The sequence below is a fragment of the Stenotrophomonas sp. GD04145 genome (assembly GCF_029835135.1).
Lineage (GTDB): Bacteria > Pseudomonadota > Gammaproteobacteria > Xanthomonadales > Xanthomonadaceae > Stenotrophomonas > Stenotrophomonas maltophilia_P.
Genome location: NZ_JAODZG010000004.1, coordinates 39,106 through 54,678, shown reverse-complemented (window position 1 = coordinate 54,678; position 15,573 = coordinate 39,106). Strand labels below are relative to the sequence as shown.

17 protein-coding genes are annotated in these 15,573 nt (G+C 67.4%); 13 read left to right on the top strand and 4 right to left on the bottom strand.

Going from position 1 to position 15,573, the window contains the following annotated elements:
• Positions 1-30: 30 nt before the first annotated feature.
• The 7 genes from sdhA to N7367_RS03365 all read left to right on the top strand — a co-directional run bounded on the left by sdhA (position 31) and on the right by N7367_RS03365 (position 6,046).
• The gene (gene sdhA / locus N7367_RS03395) at positions 31-1,821 is read left to right on the top strand and encodes a succinate dehydrogenase flavoprotein subunit (RefSeq protein ID WP_053517296.1); all 1,791 of its coding nucleotides are present in this window, start codon (positions 31-33) and stop codon (positions 1,819-1,821) included.
• Between the two features lie 67 nt (positions 1,822-1,888).
• Positions 1,889-2,674: a succinate dehydrogenase iron-sulfur subunit gene (locus N7367_RS03390; RefSeq protein WP_053517298.1), complete on the top strand. Its 786-nt coding sequence runs from the start codon at positions 1,889-1,891 to the stop codon at positions 2,672-2,674.
• A gap of 90 nt (positions 2,675-2,764) precedes the next feature.
• Entirely contained in the window at positions 2,765-3,013 is a 249-nt protein-coding gene (locus tag N7367_RS03385) for a succinate dehydrogenase assembly factor 2 (RefSeq protein WP_053517299.1), read from the top strand.
• Complete coding sequence (locus N7367_RS03380) at positions 2,964-3,413, top strand: hypothetical protein (RefSeq protein WP_081279720.1); 450 nt, start codon at positions 2,964-2,966, stop codon at positions 3,411-3,413. The genes N7367_RS03385 and N7367_RS03380 overlap by 50 nt, the downstream gene beginning before the upstream one ends.
• A gap of 23 nt (positions 3,414-3,436) precedes the next feature.
• Positions 3,437-4,678, top strand: coding sequence for a lipoprotein-releasing ABC transporter permease subunit (locus tag N7367_RS03375; RefSeq protein ID WP_065174956.1), 1,242 nt, complete (start codon positions 3,437-3,439; stop codon positions 4,676-4,678).
• Positions 4,671-5,489: an ATP-binding cassette domain-containing protein gene (locus N7367_RS03370; RefSeq protein ID WP_065174957.1), complete on the top strand. Its 819-nt coding sequence runs from the start codon at positions 4,671-4,673 to the stop codon at positions 5,487-5,489. The genes N7367_RS03375 and N7367_RS03370 overlap by 8 nt, the downstream gene beginning before the upstream one ends.
• Before the next feature lie 107 nt (positions 5,490-5,596).
• Entirely contained in the window at positions 5,597-6,046 is a 450-nt protein-coding gene (locus N7367_RS03365; protein ID WP_053517332.1) for a DUF6491 family protein, read from the top strand.
• A gap of 18 nt (positions 6,047-6,064) precedes the next feature.
• Here N7367_RS03365 and N7367_RS03360 read toward each other — a convergent pair whose 3' ends face one another.
• The 3 genes from N7367_RS03360 to ftsY are packed head-to-tail and all read right to left on the bottom strand — an operon-like array spanning position 6,065 to position 8,746.
• Positions 6,065-6,334 (bottom strand): oxidative damage protection protein, encoded by a 270-nt coding sequence (locus N7367_RS03360; RefSeq protein WP_065174958.1) that lies wholly within the window; start codon positions 6,332-6,334, stop codon positions 6,065-6,067.
• 5 nt (positions 6,335-6,339) lie between these two features.
• Positions 6,340-7,452 carry an A/G-specific adenine glycosylase gene (mutY, locus tag N7367_RS03355; RefSeq protein ID WP_279941736.1) on the bottom strand — a complete coding sequence of 371 codons (1,113 nt, stop codon included), beginning with the start codon at positions 7,450-7,452 and terminating at the stop codon, positions 6,340-6,342.
• The gene (ftsY, locus tag N7367_RS03350; protein ID WP_279941735.1) at positions 7,445-8,746 is read right to left on the bottom strand and encodes a signal recognition particle-docking protein FtsY; all 1,302 of its coding nucleotides are present in this window, start codon (positions 8,744-8,746) and stop codon (positions 7,445-7,447) included. The genes mutY and ftsY overlap by 8 nt, the downstream gene beginning before the upstream one ends.
• Before the next feature lie 129 nt (positions 8,747-8,875).
• Here ftsY and N7367_RS03345 point away from each other — a divergent pair, with 129 nt between their 5' ends.
• Entirely contained in the window at positions 8,876-9,175 is a 300-nt protein-coding gene (locus N7367_RS03345; protein WP_065174961.1) for a hypothetical protein, read from the top strand.
• Between the two features lie 70 nt (positions 9,176-9,245).
• Here N7367_RS03345 and htpG read toward each other — a convergent pair whose 3' ends face one another.
• Positions 9,246-11,138 (bottom strand): molecular chaperone HtpG, encoded by a 1,893-nt coding sequence (gene htpG, locus N7367_RS03340; RefSeq protein WP_279941733.1) that lies wholly within the window; start codon positions 11,136-11,138, stop codon positions 9,246-9,248.
• Between the two features lie 610 nt (positions 11,139-11,748).
• Here htpG and rsmD point away from each other — a divergent pair.
• From rsmD to ggt, 5 genes are all read left to right on the top strand, one after another.
• The gene (gene rsmD / locus N7367_RS03335) at positions 11,749-12,327 is read left to right on the top strand and encodes a 16S rRNA (guanine(966)-N(2))-methyltransferase RsmD (RefSeq protein ID WP_279941732.1); all 579 of its coding nucleotides are present in this window, start codon (positions 11,749-11,751) and stop codon (positions 12,325-12,327) included.
• Positions 12,328-12,353: 26 nt separating this feature from the next.
• Positions 12,354-12,863, top strand: coding sequence for a pantetheine-phosphate adenylyltransferase (gene coaD / locus N7367_RS03330; protein ID WP_053517312.1), 510 nt, complete (start codon positions 12,354-12,356; stop codon positions 12,861-12,863).
• Positions 12,864-12,921: 58 nt separating this feature from the next.
• Complete coding sequence (locus tag N7367_RS03325; RefSeq protein WP_053517314.1) at positions 12,922-13,413, top strand: hypothetical protein; 492 nt, start codon at positions 12,922-12,924, stop codon at positions 13,411-13,413.
• 132 nt (positions 13,414-13,545) lie between these two features.
• A complete protein-coding gene (locus N7367_RS03320) occupies positions 13,546-13,827 on the top strand; it encodes a YfhL family 4Fe-4S dicluster ferredoxin (RefSeq protein WP_053517316.1) in 282 nt (93 codons plus the stop codon).
• Complete coding sequence (gene ggt, locus N7367_RS03315) at positions 13,824-15,554, top strand: gamma-glutamyltransferase (RefSeq protein ID WP_279941731.1); 1,731 nt, start codon at positions 13,824-13,826, stop codon at positions 15,552-15,554. Before N7367_RS03320 ends, ggt begins: the two co-directional genes overlap by 4 nt.
• Positions 15,555-15,573 lie beyond the last annotated feature (19 nt).

The following is a 15,573-nucleotide window of genomic DNA, read 5'->3' as shown; positions in this document are numbered from 1 at the left end:
CCCAGGCACCTACACAGGAATCCAGACTAGATGTCCGCTTACAAGATCACCGAACACAAGTACGACATGGTCGTGGTGGGCGCCGGCGGCGCCGGCCTGCGTGCCACGTTCGGCCTGGCCGCCAAGGGCCTGCAGACCGTGTGCCTGACCAAGGTCTTCCCGACCCGTTCGCACACCGTCGCCGCCCAAGGCGGTATCTCCGCCGCGCTCGGCAACATGGGTGAGGACGACTGGCGTTACCACTTCTTCGACACCATCAAGGGGTCGGACTGGCTGGGCGACCAGGACGCCATCGAGTACATGTGCCGTGAGGCCATTCCGGCCATCATCGAGCTCGAGCACTACGGCGTGCCGTTCTCGCGTACCGCCGAAGGCAAGATCTACCAGCGCCCGTTCGGTGGCATGACCACCAAGTACGGCGAAGGCCCGGCGGCGCAGCGCACCTGCGCGGCGGCCGACCGTACCGGCCACGCGATGCTGCATACGCTGTACCAGCAGTCGCTGAAGCACGACGCGCGCTTCATGATCGAGTACTTCGCGCTCGACCTGATCTTCGACGACGAAGGCGTCTGCCGCGGCGTGCTGGCCCTGGACATGTCCGACGGCACGCTGCACCTGTTCCGCGCCCAGGGCGTGGTACTGGCCACCGGCGGCTACGGCCGAGCCTATTTCAGCGCAACTTCCGCGCATACCTGCACCGGCGACGGTGGCGGCCTGGCCATGCGTGCCGGCATCGCCATGCAGGACATGGAGTTCGTGCAGTTCCACCCGACCGGCATCTACGGCGCCGGCTGCCTGATCACCGAGGGTGTCCGCGGTGAAGGTGGCATCCTGCGCAACAGCAGCGGCGAGCGCTTCATGGAGCGCTATGCACCGCATTACAAGGATCTGGCATCGCGCGACGTGGTCAGCCGTTCGATGACCATCGAGATCCGCGAAGGCCGCGGTGTCGGCGAGCACAAGGATCACATCCTGCTCGACCTGACCCACCTGGGCCCGGGCGTGATCGATGACAAGCTGCCGGGCATCGCCGAGAGCGCCCGCATCTTCGCCGGCGTCGACGTGCACAAGCAGCCGATCCCGGTCATCCCGACCGTGCACTACAACATGGGTGGCATCCCGACCAACTACCACGGTGAAGTGGTGCGCAAGGTCGGCGACAACCCCGATGCCGTGGTGCCGGGCCTGTACGCCATCGGCGAAGCCGCCTGCGTGTCCGTGCACGGCGCCAACCGCCTGGGCTCCAACTCGCTGCTGGATCTGGTGGTGTTCGGCCGCGCGGTGGCCAACCGCTGTGCCGAGACCATCAAGCCGGGCGCGGCGCACAAGCCGCTGCCGGCCGATGCCTGCGACAAGGCGCTGGGCCTGCTGGACAAGCTGCGCCACGCCAACGGCGATACCCCGACCTCCGTCATCCGCGACCGCATGCAGCGCACCATGCAGGCCGACGCGGCCGTCTTCCGCACCAGCCAGACGCTGAAGGAAGGCTGCGAGAAGATGGACAAGATCTTCGATTCGTTCCAGGACGTGAAGGTCTCGGACCGTTCGCTGGTGTGGAACTCGGACCTGATCGAGACCTACGAGCTGAACAACCTGCTGCTCAACGCGGTGGCGACGATCAACTCGGCCGAACAGCGCAAGGAAAGCCGCGGCGCGCATGCGCACGAGGACTTCCCGGACCGCGACGACGTCAACTGGCAGAAGCACACCCTGGTCAGCGTCGACGAGAAGGGCAAGTGCAGCTTCGACTACCGTCCGGTGCACATGTACACGTTGACCGATGACGTGTCCGTGGTGCCGCCGAAGCCGCGCGTGTACTGATCCGACCCCGCCTACCATGCAATCCGCGCCTTGAGGGCGCGGGCCGCCTGAGCCAACGAGAGCAGCCATGGCCGAGTTTTCACTCCCCAAGAATTCCAAGATCACGAAGGGCCAGCACTTCCCCGTCAAGAACGGCGGCAAGAACGTGCGTACCTTCAAGATCTACCGCTGGAGTCCGGACGACGACAGCAATCCGCGCACCGATACCTATGAGGTCGATCTGGACGCCTGCGGCCCGATGGTCCTGGACGCGCTGATCAAGATCAAGAACGAGATCGACCCGACCCTGACCTTCCGTCGCTCCTGCCGCGAAGGCATCTGCGGTTCGTGCGCGATGAACATCGACGGCACCAACACGCTGGCCTGCACCCGCGCCATCGCGGACTGCGGCAAGAAGGAAGTGCCGATCTACCCGCTGCCGCACATGAACGTGGTCAAGGATCTGGTGCCGGATCTGACCCACTTCTACGCGCAGTACGCCTCGATCAAGCCGTGGATCCGCACGCAGACCCCGGCGCCGCCGGATCGCGAGCGCCTGCAGTCGCCGGAAGACCGCAAGAAGCTCGATGGCCTGTACGAGTGCATCCTGTGTGCCTGCTGCTCGACCAGCTGCCCGAGCTACTGGTGGAACGGCGAGCGTTACCTGGGGCCGGCGATCCTGCTGCAGGCCTACCGCTGGATCATCGACTCGCGCGATGAGGACACCGGTGCGCGCCTGGACGATCTGGAAGATCCGTTCAAGCTGTACCGCTGCCACACCATCATGAACTGCGCCCGCACCTGCCCGAAGGGCCTGAACCCGGCGCTGGCGATTGCCGAGATCAAGAAGCTCATGATGGAGCGTCGCGCCTGATCCATCCCGCATGCGGCCGCATCGACGGCGGCCGCACGCACCCCAGCCGAGCCACGCCATGCGTGGCTTCGCTGTATCTGGAGGCCTGCAATGGATGAAGAAACCCTGCTGAAGAAGCTGCGCTGGCGCTGCCGGCGTGGCATGCGCGAACTGGACCAGCTGTTCGAACGTTACCTCGACCGCGAATGGAGCGCTGCGCCGACCGAAGAGCGCGAGGTTTTCCTGTTCCTGCTCGACTGTGAGGACGATAAATTGTGGCGCTGGTTCATGGGCTACGAGGTCTGCCCGCATGCGCACGCCATCCCGCTCATGGACAGGATCCGCGCCCTCAAGCCTTGAGTGGCGCCCTTCACGGCTGCAGGCGGGTGCCCAGCTGGCGGTACTGCTCGCCGCCCCCTGGCTGCTGCGCGCTTCGGATCTGCCCCGAGACGCCCTGGTTCCCGTCGTACTGCTGGTCTGGGCGCTGGGCCTGGCCGAGCTCTTCTGGCGCCTGCGCCGGCCGAAGGTGAGGGTGTGCCTGCCGGCGTTGCCCGCTCCGCTGCAGGTGGCGGGGCAGGCGCTGGACGCTCCACAGCTGGTGATCCGCGGCCCGTGGCTGTTGCTGCATGGGCGCCAGGGGCGGCGGCAACGGCGGCTGCTGTTCTGGCCGGATGTGCTCGATGCCCGGCAGCGACGTGAACTGCGACTGGCCGTCGCCGCACGCGCCGTTTCCCGTCGAGCCCGGTCGATGGCACCATAGGCTGAATCGTCCGGCGTGCCTGCATGTTCAAACCCATTCCCGTGGCCATCGGCCTGCGCTACCTGCGCGCCAAGCGCCGCAACGGCTTCATCTCCTTCATTTCGATGGCATCGATCCTGGGCATCGCGCTCGGCGTTACGGTGCTGATCACCACCCTGGCGGTGATGAGCGGCTTCCAGAAGGAAATCCGCAGCCGCCTGCTGCAGATGACGGCGCATACCACCATCAGTCGCGACGGCGAGCCCATGCCGGACTGGATGCGCGTGGTGGACGTGGCCAACAAGGACCCGCGCGTGGCGGGCGCCGCACCCTATATCGAGATCCAGTCGATGATCAGCGGCCCGCGCGTGCAGGGTGCGATCATCCAGGGTATCGACCCGGCACTGGAGCCGAAGGTGTCGGTGATCGACCAGAAGGTGGTCAAGGGCAGCTACGACAGCCTGAAACCCGGCAGCTTCAATCTGCTGCTGGGCAAGGAACTGGCGATCTGGCTGGGCGTCGACGTCGGCGATCAGGTGCTGGTGACCTTCGCCGAAGTGCAGGGCACACCCGCAGGTGCCGTTCCGCGGATGAAGCGCTTCACCGTCAGCGGCATCTTCGAGGCCGGCTACAACGAGGTCGATCGCGGCGTCGGCTTCGCCAACATGAAGGATCTCGAGCGCGTACTGCGCGCCGATGGCGCGACCGGCGTGCGCCTGAAGCTGCACGACATGGACCGCTCGCTGGAAGTCGGCGTGGACCTTGCGCAGAACCTCGGCGGCGCCTATCGCGTGAGTGACTGGACCCAGCAGAACGCCAATCTCTACCACTCGCTGCGCATGGAGAAAGTGGTGATGGGCATCCTGCTGTCGCTGATCATCGCCATGGGCGCGTTCAATCTGGTGTCCTCGCAGGTGATGCTGGTCACCGACAAGCAGGCGGACATCGCCATCCTGCGCACGCTTGGCCTGACCCCGGCCGGGGTGATGCAGGTGTTCATGGTGCAGGGCTCGTTGATCGGCATCTTCGGCACGCTGGCCGGACTGATCGGCGGCATCACCCTGACCTTCAACCTGGAACGCATCCTCGGTGCCATCGAGCGCGTGTTCAATGTCAAGCTGCTGCCGGAAGACGTGTACTACATCACCGGCCTGCCGACGGACATGCAGACCGGCGACGTGGTGGTGATCACCGTGGTCGCACTGCTGATGAGCTTCCTGGCCACCCTGTATCCCGCCTGGCGGGCGGCACGCACCCAGCCGGCGGAGGCCCTGCGCTATGAATGAAGCCTTTGACCGCGGCCAGGAAGTGATCCGCGCCGAGCACCTCGGCAAGATCTATGCCGAAGGGCGCATGCAGACCCCGGTATTCGACGGCCTGAACCTGACCGTCACCGCGGGTGAAACCGTGGCCATCATCGGCGCGTCCGGTGCAGGCAAGAGCACGCTGCTGCACCTGCTGGGGGGACTGGACGTACCCAGTGCCGGCGAGGTGTACGTGGCCGGTCAACGCATGTCGGCGCTGTCGGATACCGCACGTGGCCTGCTGCGCAACCAGGCGCTGGGCTTTGTCTACCAGTTCCATCACCTGCTGCCGGAATTCACCGCGCTGGAAAACGTGATGATGCCGCTGCTGCTGTCCCGCTCGCATTCGCCGATGTCACAGCGGGCGATGTTCGCCGGCCTGGGCGTGGTGGGGACGGCGCTGGCCAGCATCGTCAACGGGGCCACCGCCTTCGTCCGTGGTCGTCCTGAAGTGGAGGAGGCGGCCGCGCGCGCAACCTTGCTGCTGGAGTCGGTCGGGCTGGGCCATCGCCTGGACCACAAACCGGGCGAGCTTTCCGGTGGCGAGCGCCAGCGTGCGGCGGTGGCGCGCGCGCTGGTGAATCATCCGGCCTGCGTGCTGGGCGACGAGCCGACCGGAAACCTGGACGATCGCACGGCCGGCACCGTGTTCGACCTGATGCTCGAACTCAATCGTGCCCGCCATACCAGCCTGGTGCTGGTCACCCATGACCGCGGTCTGGCGCGGCGCCTGGACCGGGTGCTGGAACTGCGCGAAGGGCGCCTGCACGAGCTGGCCCACGCCGACGTCTGAGCGGCCGGCAACGTGCACCTCCCGGCGCCTGAACGGTGGCGCCGGGATTCTCGCCGCCCATACCCGGGCAGGCGCATGATGGCCCCCGGTTCCCCGTGGAGATCGACATGAAGACCCCGCTTGTGATCGCAGGGCTCTGCCTTGCCCTGGCCGCGTGTGCGACCACCGGCCGCCTGAGCAGTGCCGAGCGGCTGGACCTGTACCGGGCGCACGCCGGCGCACCGCAGAATGACATGCAGTTCTTCGGCAGCCTCAACGGCTGGACCGAACTGGGCGACAGTGCACTGGCGGTATGGACCCGGCCCAGCGAGGCCTACCTGCTGGAATTGAACGGCCCCTGCCAGGATCTGTCGTTTGCGACCGCCATCGGCCTGACCAGCCGCATGAACCGCGTGTCGGCCCGCTTCGACAAGGTGCTGGTCCGGGACCCGACCGGAGGCCCGCGCCTGCCGTGCTTCATCAGCAGCATCCGCAAGCTTGACGTGAAGGCGCTGCGTGCTTCGGAACAGGAGCTGCGGCAGGCGCAGGTGCAGGAGCGCGAGGAGCCGGCGAACTAGGCCGGCGCCATCTCCGGATCAGGCTTCCGGGATGAAGCCGGCGGGCTTCTCCGCGTCCTTCTCGAACAGGAACTTGACCAGTTCCCCTTCCAGGAACGCGCGGTGCTTCGGGTCGCGCGGTGACAGGCGGTTCTCGTTGATCAGCATCGTCTGGTGCGCCAGCCATGCCGCCCAGGCCTGCTTGCCGATGTGGTTGAAGATGCGCTGGCCCAGTTCGCCCGGATAGGGCACGAAGTCCAGGCCCTCGGCATCGCGTTGTTCGTACTGGCAGAAGACGGTTCGGGGCATGGCACTCACTCGTGGTTGCGGGGTTTCTTGGATCTGCGTTGTGGCGGTTTGATCGCGGTGCCATCAAGCAGCTTGCGGATGGGAGCCGGCAAGCCCAGCGTCGGCAGTTCGTCGGCGGTGACCCAGCGCAGCGAGGATTCTTCCACGCGCAGGCCGCGTACCTGTCGCGACAGGATCTGCAGGTGCAGCCTGTAGTGGCTGAAGGTGTGCTGCAGCACCGGCAGCTCGTCGGCATCTTCCAGCGAGCCGTCCACGTGTGCATCGAACCAGTCCTGCAGCGCTTCACCGGCGTCGGCCTGCGGCAGGGTCCACAGTTGCGCCCAGATGCCGGTCTCCGGTCGCTTCTGCAGCAGCACGCGCTGCTGGGCATCGCGCAGCAGCAGGGCCACGGCTTCGCGTTCGGGCAGGGCCTTGCCGGGCTTCGGCGTGGGCAGCTCGGCGGTCCGGCCTTCGCGGCGCGCCACGCAGTCCTGCTGCTGCGGGCAGATCACGCAGGCGGGCCTGGCGCGGCTGCACACGGTGGCACCGAGGTCCATCTGCGCCTGCGTGTAGTCGGCCATCCGGCCATCCGGCACCCGGGCCGCGTGCGCTTCGGCGATGGCCCACAACTGCCTTTCGATGGCTGGCAGGCCGGGGAAGCCTTCGATGCCGTGATACCGGCTGAGCACGCGCTTGACGTTGCCGTCGAGGATCGGAAACCGGTCGTTCCAGGCTTGGCTGAGGATCGCGCCTGCGGTGCTGCGGCCGATGCCGGGCAGCGCATGCAGCGCGTCGAAATCACGCGGCAGTTCGCCGTCATGCAGTTCCACGCAGCGCTGGGCCGCCGCATGCAGGTTGCGCGCACGGGCGTAGTAGCCCAGCCCGGCCCACTGCGCCATCACCGCATCGTTGCTGGCCGCGGCCAGCGCGGGCAGGGTCGGGAAATGCTGCAGGAACCGCTGGAAGTACGGGATGACCGTGGCCACCTGGGTCTGCTGCAGCATGATCTCCGACAACCAGACCCGATAGGGGCTGCGCGGATGCTGCCAGGGCAGGTCGTGGCGGCCGTGGTGGTCGAACCAGTGCAGCAGGCGGGCGACGAACGGGTCGCCCGCGGGCACGACGGTGGCCTCAGGCACTGCCAAGCGCTTCGGGCAGCAGCGCGTCGACGAAGGCTTCCGGATCGAATTCACGCAGATCTTCAGGGCGTTCACCGATGCCGGCGAAACGGATCGGAATGCCGAACTCGCGGGCCAGTGCGAACACCACGCCGCCCTTTGCGGTGCCGTCCAGCTTGGTCACCACCAGGCCGGTCACGTTCACCGCGGCGTTGAACTGGCGCAGCTGCGACAGCGCGTTCTGGCCGGTGGTGCCGTCGATCACCATCAGCACCTCGTGCGGCGCAGCGGGATCGATCTTGCCGAGCACACGACGGATCTTGCCCAGCTCGTTCATCAGGCCGGACTGGGTATGCAGGCGGCCGGCGGTATCGGCAATCAGCACCGACGTGCCGCGCGCCTTGCCGGCCTGCAGCGCGTCGTAGGCCACCGAGGCGGCGTCGGCGTTCTGGCCCTGGGCCACCACGGCCACGCCGTTGCGCTCGCCCCAGGCCTGCAGCTGGGCCACGGCAGCGGCACGGAAGGTATCGCCGGCGGCCAGCATCAGGCTGTGCCCGTCGTCCTTGAAGCGCTTGGCCAGCTTGCCGATGGTGGTGGTCTTGCCGACGCCGTTGACGCCAACGGTCAGCACCACGAAGGGCCTGGCGTTGCGATCGATCACCAGTGGCCTGGCGACCGGCTGCAGGATCGCGATCAGGTCGGCACGCAGTGCGCCCAGCAGTGCGTTGGCATCGGCGAACTCACGTGCCTTCATGCGTCTGCGCAGGCCTTCGACCAGCTCGGTGGTCGCACCGACGCCGACATCGGCGGTGATCAGCGCGGTTTCCAGTTCGTCCAGCAGGTCATCGTCGAGCTTGGGATTGCGCGAGAACAGGCCGCCAAAGCTGCGCGCGATGACGCTGTTGCGCAGGCGTTCGCGCCAGCCGGACTTGCCGGCGGGGGCCGGTGCGGCATCCACCAGCACCGGCAGGTCGGCGGCCGGTGCGGAGGGCTGCTGTGCGGGGATCACCGGAGCCAGCGGGGCGAGCACGGCTGCGGCGGCACGTGCCTCGGCCTCGACGTCTTCCGGTGCCAGGACGCGTTCGGTCGCTGCCGGCGCCGGCGGGGACGCCGGGGCAGCGGCGGGCGGCGCCGGGACGGGCACCGCCTCAGCTGGAGCCACGGCGGGCGGGGCGTCGGCTACGACCGTGGTGTCCTCGACGGGCGCGGCCGACGGGAATGCCGCCGCCAGCTCTTCAGCCGAGTAGTGCTGGGTCTTGGGCGCGTCCGGTGTGGCGGCGTCCTGGGGCTTCTTGCGGCGGAAAAAACTGAGCATTGGCAAAAGGCGCTGAAATCAGAGGGATATGCTACCACCCGGGCCCGTCTGCCCGATGTGGACTCAAGGTCGCGGCCGGGCAGCCGCTAATGGCTTCGGAGGGCTGCACCGGGCGGCCCGGAGACCGCCATGGACAACGTGATGGCAACGGCCTGGAGCGGCATGCGGGCAGCAGGGCAAGGCGTGCAGGTGGCCGCGCACAACGTGGCCAACCTGGCGACAGCCGATGCACCGCGCCTGCAGGTGCAGCGCGCGGCGGTGGAGCAGGGTGGGGTGCAGACCCGGGTGACCGCTGCCGGCGCCGATCCCGCCGCGCCGCTGGCTGATCTGCTGGCGGCAAACGCGGAGGTGGTGGCCTTCGCCGCCAACGCTTCGCTGGTCCGCCGCCAGGACCAGATGCTGGGGTCGCTGCTGGATCGCCGGGCCTGAGCGGCCCGGCCTGGCAGATGACAGCCAGCGCCTGGCAGCGCCGGGCCATGCCCGGCGACCACCCAGCGTGTCAGGCCGACAGTTCCAGCAGCAGCTTGTTCAGGCGCGCAACGTAGGCGCCCGGGTCCTTCAGGCTGTCGCCGGCCGCGAGCGCGGCCTGGTCGAACAGCACGCGGCCGAGATCATCGAAACGATCACCGTCGGCCTCGCCATCGAGCTTGGCGATCAACGGGTGCCCCGGATTGATCTCCAGCACCGGCTTGCTGTCAGGCACCTTCTGGCCGCTGGCTTCCAGGATCTGGCGCATCTGCAGCCCCAGATCCTGTTCGCCGATGGCCAGCACCGCTGGCGAATCGGTCAGCCGGTGCGACACGCGGACTTCGGCCACGTCGTCGCCAAGCACCGCCTTCAGCCGCTCGATCAGGGCCTGCTTGTCCTTGGCCGCCGCTTCCTGTTCCTGCTTGTCCGACTCGGTCTCCAGCGCGCCGAGGTCGAGGTCGCCACGGGCGATGTCGACAAAGCCCTTGCCGTCGAAGTCGGTCAGGTAACCCATCAGCCATTCGTCGATGCGGTCGGTCAGCAGCAGCACTTCCACGCCCTTCTTGCGGAACACTTCCAGGTGCGGGCTGTTGCGGACCTGGCTGTAGCTCTCGCCGGTCAGGTAGTAGATCTTGTCCTGGCCTTCGGCCATGCGACCGATGTAGTCGGCCAGCGAGACGGTCTGGGCATCGCCCTCGCCACGGGTGGAGGCGAAGCGCAGCAGGCCGGCCACCTTCTCGCGGTTGTTGTAGTCCTCGGCCGGTCCTTCCTTCAGCACCTGGCCGAACTCCTTCCAGAACGTGGCGTACTGCTCGGGCTTGTCGGTTGCCAGCTTCTCCAGCATGTCCAGCGAGCGCTTGGTCAGCGCGGCCTTCATCGAATCGATGACCGGGCCGGACTGCAGGATCTCGCGCGAGACGTTCAGCGACAGGTCGTTGGAATCGACCACGCCCTTGATGAAGCGCAGGTACAGCGGCAGGAACTGCTCGGCCTGGTCCATCACGAACACCCGCTGGACATACAGCTTCAGGCCCTTGGGCGCATCGCGGTGATACAGATCGAACGGTGCACGGCCCGGCACGTACAGCAGCGAGGTGTACTCCAGCTTGCCTTCGACCTTGTTGTGGCTCCACGCCAGCGGATCGCTGTGGTCGTGTGCCACGTGCTTGTAGAACTCGCTGTACTCGGCGTCGCTGATCTCGGTGCGCGGACGGGTCCACAGCGCGCTGGCACGGTTGACGGTTTCCCATTCGACCGCCGCGCCCTCTTCACCCCCTTCCTTCGGCATCTGGATCGGCAGGCCGATGTGGTCGGAGTACTTCTTGAGGATGCTGCGCAGGCGCCAGCCATCGGCAAAGTCGTGTTCGCCGTCCTTCAGGTGCAGCACGATGCGGGTGCCGCGCTCGGGCTTGTCGAGGGTCGCGACATCGAAGTCGCCTTCGCCGCGCGAGGTCCAGCGCACGCCTTCGCTGCTGGCCAGGCCGGCCCGCCGCGAGGTGACTTCGACTTCGCCGGCGACGATGAACGCGCTGTAGAAGCCGACACCGAACTGGCCGATCAGCTGCGAGTCCTTCTTCTGGTCGCCGGACAGCTGGCGCAGGAAGTCGCCGGTACCGGACTTGGCAATGGTGCCGAGGTGGGCGATGGCCTCGGCGCGGCTCATGCCGATGCCGTTGTCCTCGATGGTGATGGTGTGGGCGGCCGGGTCGAAACTGACGCGCACGCGCAGGTCGCTGTCGTCTTCCAGCAGGGACGGCTGGGTCAGCGCCTCGAAGCGCAGCTTGTCGGCCGCGTCGGCGGCATTGGACACCAGCTCGCGCAGGAAGATCTCCTTGTTGGAGTACAGCGAGTGGATCATCAACTGCAGCAGCTGCTTGACTTCGGTCTGGAAGCCAAGGGTTTCGGTCTGGGTCGTCTCGGTCATCGATAGGGCTCCGTGTGCAATGCCGCGCCAGCGCGTGCGGCCTCGCCAAGGGGTAGGGGTGATTGTCCCGAAATCAAGGGGGTTGGTCGGGCAGGGCGGCGCCCTGCACCCGCAGAGGCCAGAGCAAAAGCAACAGCGTGCATTCCGAGGGATGGCGGGGCACTGTGGGTTCGCGGGGGCGCCGTGAATCCGTCCATGGAGGCTTGGTCGCCGCATCCATGCGGCTCACACCCCGCGAACCCACAGTGCCCCGCCTTCGACAGTTGGCCGGTGGCCACTAGATCCACGCCATGCGTGGATGAAATCTCCCAGATCTCGAAATTCAAACCAAGGGCCGTTCCGACAGATCGCAGGAAACGGTCGAAGGCGGGGTGGGTCAGGTTGTGGGGGTGTCCGCGGCATGGATGCCGCGGCCAAGCCCCCAGGGATGGGTTCACGGCGTCCCCCACGACCTGACCCGCCCCGCCAACCCACAGGAAACCAGCCTTTGCCGTTGCTCCAGCCGTTGCTCCAGCCGTTGCTCTGGCTTCTGCGGGTGCCGGGCGCCGCCCGGCCGAACTACAATCCCGCTCATGCTGAAATTCTCGAACACCCCCCGCAGGTGGCGCCGATGAGCGGCCGTGGGGGCAATGAAGGCCAGGTCCGCATCATCGGCGGGCGCTGGCGCAATACCCGCCTGCCGGTGCCGACCCTGCCGGGCCTGCGGCCCAGCAGTGACCGTGTGCGCGAGACCCTGTTCAACTGGCTGATGCCCCGACTGGCCGGGGCCCGCGTGCTGGACCTGTTTGCCGGCAGCGGCGCGCTGGGCCTGGAAGCCGTCTCGCGCGGTGCCGCTCACGCCACCCTGGTCGAGCGCGATGCCCAGCTCGGCCGCAATCTGTCGGCCGCCGTCGCCAAGCTGCAGGCCAGCGCGCAGATCACCGTGGTCCAGGCCGATGCCCTGCGCTGGTTGCAGGGCGCTCCCGCGCAGCAGGCGGATCTGGTGTTCATCGACCCGCCGTTCGCCGATGGCCTCTGGCAGGACGTGCTGGCCCAGCTGCCGCGGCATCTGGCAGCCGACGCCTGGCTCTACCTGGAGTCGCCGGCCGGTCACGTCCCGGTGCTGCCGCCGGACTGGCTGCTGCACCGCGAGGGCGGCACCCGTGAGGTGCGCTTTGCCCTGTACCGCCGCGCCGCTGCTACACTTTGACTTCATCTGAACATCTGCAACCGCCCATGACCGTGGCCAACCGCCGCATTGCCGTCTACCCCGGCACGTTCGATCCGATCACCAACGGTCATATCGACCTGGTGAACCGGGCCGCGCCGCTGTTTGAAAAGGTCGTGGTCGGCGTGGCGCAGAGCCCGTCCAAGGGGCCGACCCTGCCGCTGGAGCTGCGCGTGCAGCTGGCCCGGGATGCCCTGGGCCACCATGGCAACGTCGAGGTCTGTGGGTTCGATACCCTGCTGGCCCATTTCGTACGCTCCGTCCAGGGCGGGGTCCTGCTGCGCGGCCTGCGCGCGGTGTCGGACTTTGAATACGAGTTCCAGATGGCGAGCATGAACCGCCACCTGATCCCGGAAGTCGAGACCCTGTTCCTGACGCCGGCCGAGCAGCACAGCTTCATTTCGTCTTCGCTGGTCCGCGAGATCGCGCGCCTGGGCGGCGACGTGTCCGGCTTCGTGCCGGCCGCGGTGCTTGAAGCCCTGCGCAGGGTCCGCGAGGCGAAATCGACCCAGTCATAAGCCCCGCCGTACCCGCACCCCTTACGTACAACACCACGCACCATTCCGGGAGGAAACCATGAACACCACCATGCGCGCGATGCTGATCGCCTCGTTGGCCCTGGCCTTCACTGCCTGCAAGAAGGAAGAGGCCGCTCCGGTCGACGAAGCCAAGCAGGCGCTGGTCGCCCCATCCAAGGACGACGACGCAGGCTGGAAGAAGTACCTGCAGGAAGTCGCCATCCAGAACATGGGCAACATCTCCAACAGCCCGTTCCTGTACTACCTCTCGCCGGAATCGGACCCGGACTTCCAGGCCAAGTACGAGCGCCAGACCGAGAGCGCGACCCAGGCCGTGGCCCGTGGCGTGCAGCCGGGCAACATGCTGGCCTTCGGTTCGTCGGCCTCGGGCAAGATGGCGGACATGATCCAGGCCGTGTTCAAGGACGTGTCGCCGGATTCGATGAAGGGCGTGCGCGTCGTCTTCATCGGCCAGTCGGCCGACAACGCCCGCGTGCAGGCGGCCGTGCAGCCGACCGGTGCCGAGTACATTTTCGTCGAAGCCAAGTAAGACCGAGCCGTGGCGGCCACGTTGCAACGTGGCCCGGGTGGCGCCTGTAGCGGGCGCCACCGATGACCTGACCGGCCCGCGCGCCCGCGCTGGCCGGTCCTTTGTCCCAAGGCGCGGGCGAGGAGTATCGCCATGTCGCTGAAAATCAATGAGCTCTGCGTCAACTGCGACGTCTGCGAGCCGGCCTGCCCGAACCAGGCCATTGCGATGGGTGAAACCATCTACGTGATCGACCCCGCCCGTTGTACCGAGTGCGTGGGCCATTTCGACGAGCCACAGTGCGTGGTCGTCTGCCCGGTCGAATGCATCGATCCGGACCCGGAGATCGTGGAAACGGAAGACCAGCTGCTGGCCAAACTGCGCCGACTGCAGCACGATCATCCCGAACTCTACGCGGAGCCCCCATCCGAATGAAGACGCTGCTCGTCCGTCCCGTGTTGCTGCTCGGCCTGTTGCTGAGCCCGCTTGCCTGGGCCGATGCGCCGGCCCGCGCCGAACGCCCCGATGGCGCTGCCATTGCCAGCGGCCACGCGCTGGCCACCCAGGCCGGCGTCGACATCCTTGCGCAGGGAGGCAACGCGTTCGACGCCGCGGTGGCGGTGTCCTCGACGCTGGCGGTGGTCGAGCCGATCAGTTCCGGCCTGGGCGGTGGCGGTTTCTTCCTGCTGCATGACGCGGCCACCGGCAAGGACGTGATGCTGGATGCGCGCGAGACCGCGCCGGCTGCTGCCACGCCGCAGGCCTTCCTCGACGGGAAGGGCAACCTGGACCGCGACCGCTCGGTCAACGGCGCCTGGTCGGCGGGTATCCCCGGCCTGCCTGCGGCGCTGGTGGAGCTTTCGGCCCGGCACGGCAGGCTGCCCCTGGCGGTTTCGCTGCAACCGGCCATCCGCATCGCCCGCGACGGCTTCCCGGTGTACGAGCGGATGGCCAAGGGCTATGCCTCGCGCCGCGAGGTGATGGAGCGTTACCCCGGGACCCGCGAGGTGTACCTGCGCAACGGCAGGCCGATCGCCTCCGGTGATGTGTTCCGGCAGCCGGAACTGGCGCAGACACTGGAGCGGCTGGCGGCGGGTGGCTTCGATGGCTTCTACAAGGGCCAGACCGGCAAGCTGCTGCTGGCCGGAGTGAAGCAGGCCGGTGGCCGCTGGACCGCCGAGGAGCTGGCCGGCTACCGGGTGAAGCAGCGCGAGCCGATCGTCTTCGACTACAACGGCTGGAAGATCACCACGGCGCCGCCGCCGTCGTCCGGTGGCATCGCCCTGGCCAGCATGCTGCAGATCCTCGAAGGCTGGGACATCAAGCAGATGGATCCGGCGCACCGCGCCCATCTGGTAGTCGAATCGATGCGGCGCGCCTACCGCGACCGCACGTTCTTCCTGGGCGATCCGGACTTCGTGCAGATCCCGCAGAAAGTGCTGACCAGCAAGGATTACGCGCAGGGCCTGCGTGCCACCATCCATCCGGAGAAGGCCACGCCCAGCGACCTGCTGTCGGGCAATCCGACGCCACTGGAGGACGACGAGACCACCCATTTCTCGATCATCGACCGTGATGGCAACCGCGTCGGCGCCACCCAGACCGTCAACCTGCTGTACGGCTCGGGCCTGATACCCAAGGGCACCGGTGTGCTGCTGAACAACGAGATGGACGATTTCGCGCTGAAGCCGGGCACGCCCAATGCGTTCGGCGTGATGGGCTACGAGGCCAATGCACCGAAGCCGGGCAAGCGCATGCTCAGCTCGATGACGCCGACCTTCATGGAGAACGCCGACAAGGTCGTGGTGCTGGGCACCCCCGGCGGCAGCCGCATCATCACCATGGTGCTGCTGGGCATCCTTGGTTACGACGCCGGCCTGGACGCGCAGCAGGTCGCGGCGCTGCCGCGCTACCACCACCAGTGGTTGCCGGACCTGATCGAGGCCGAAGACAACGCGTTCGACGCGGCCACCGTGAAGCAGCTGCAGGCGATGGGCCACAAGATCGATCTGCCGGGGAATGTCGCCGCCGGTGGTCGCGGCTCCAGCCACGTCTGGGGCAATCTGCAGACGGTGGAATGGGATCGCAGGAGCAACCGGTTGTTCGGCGGCAGCGATCCGCGCAACCCGGTCGGCAGCGCCCAGGTGGTGCCCGGCAGGTAACGGCCGGGCTCGCCGGGTC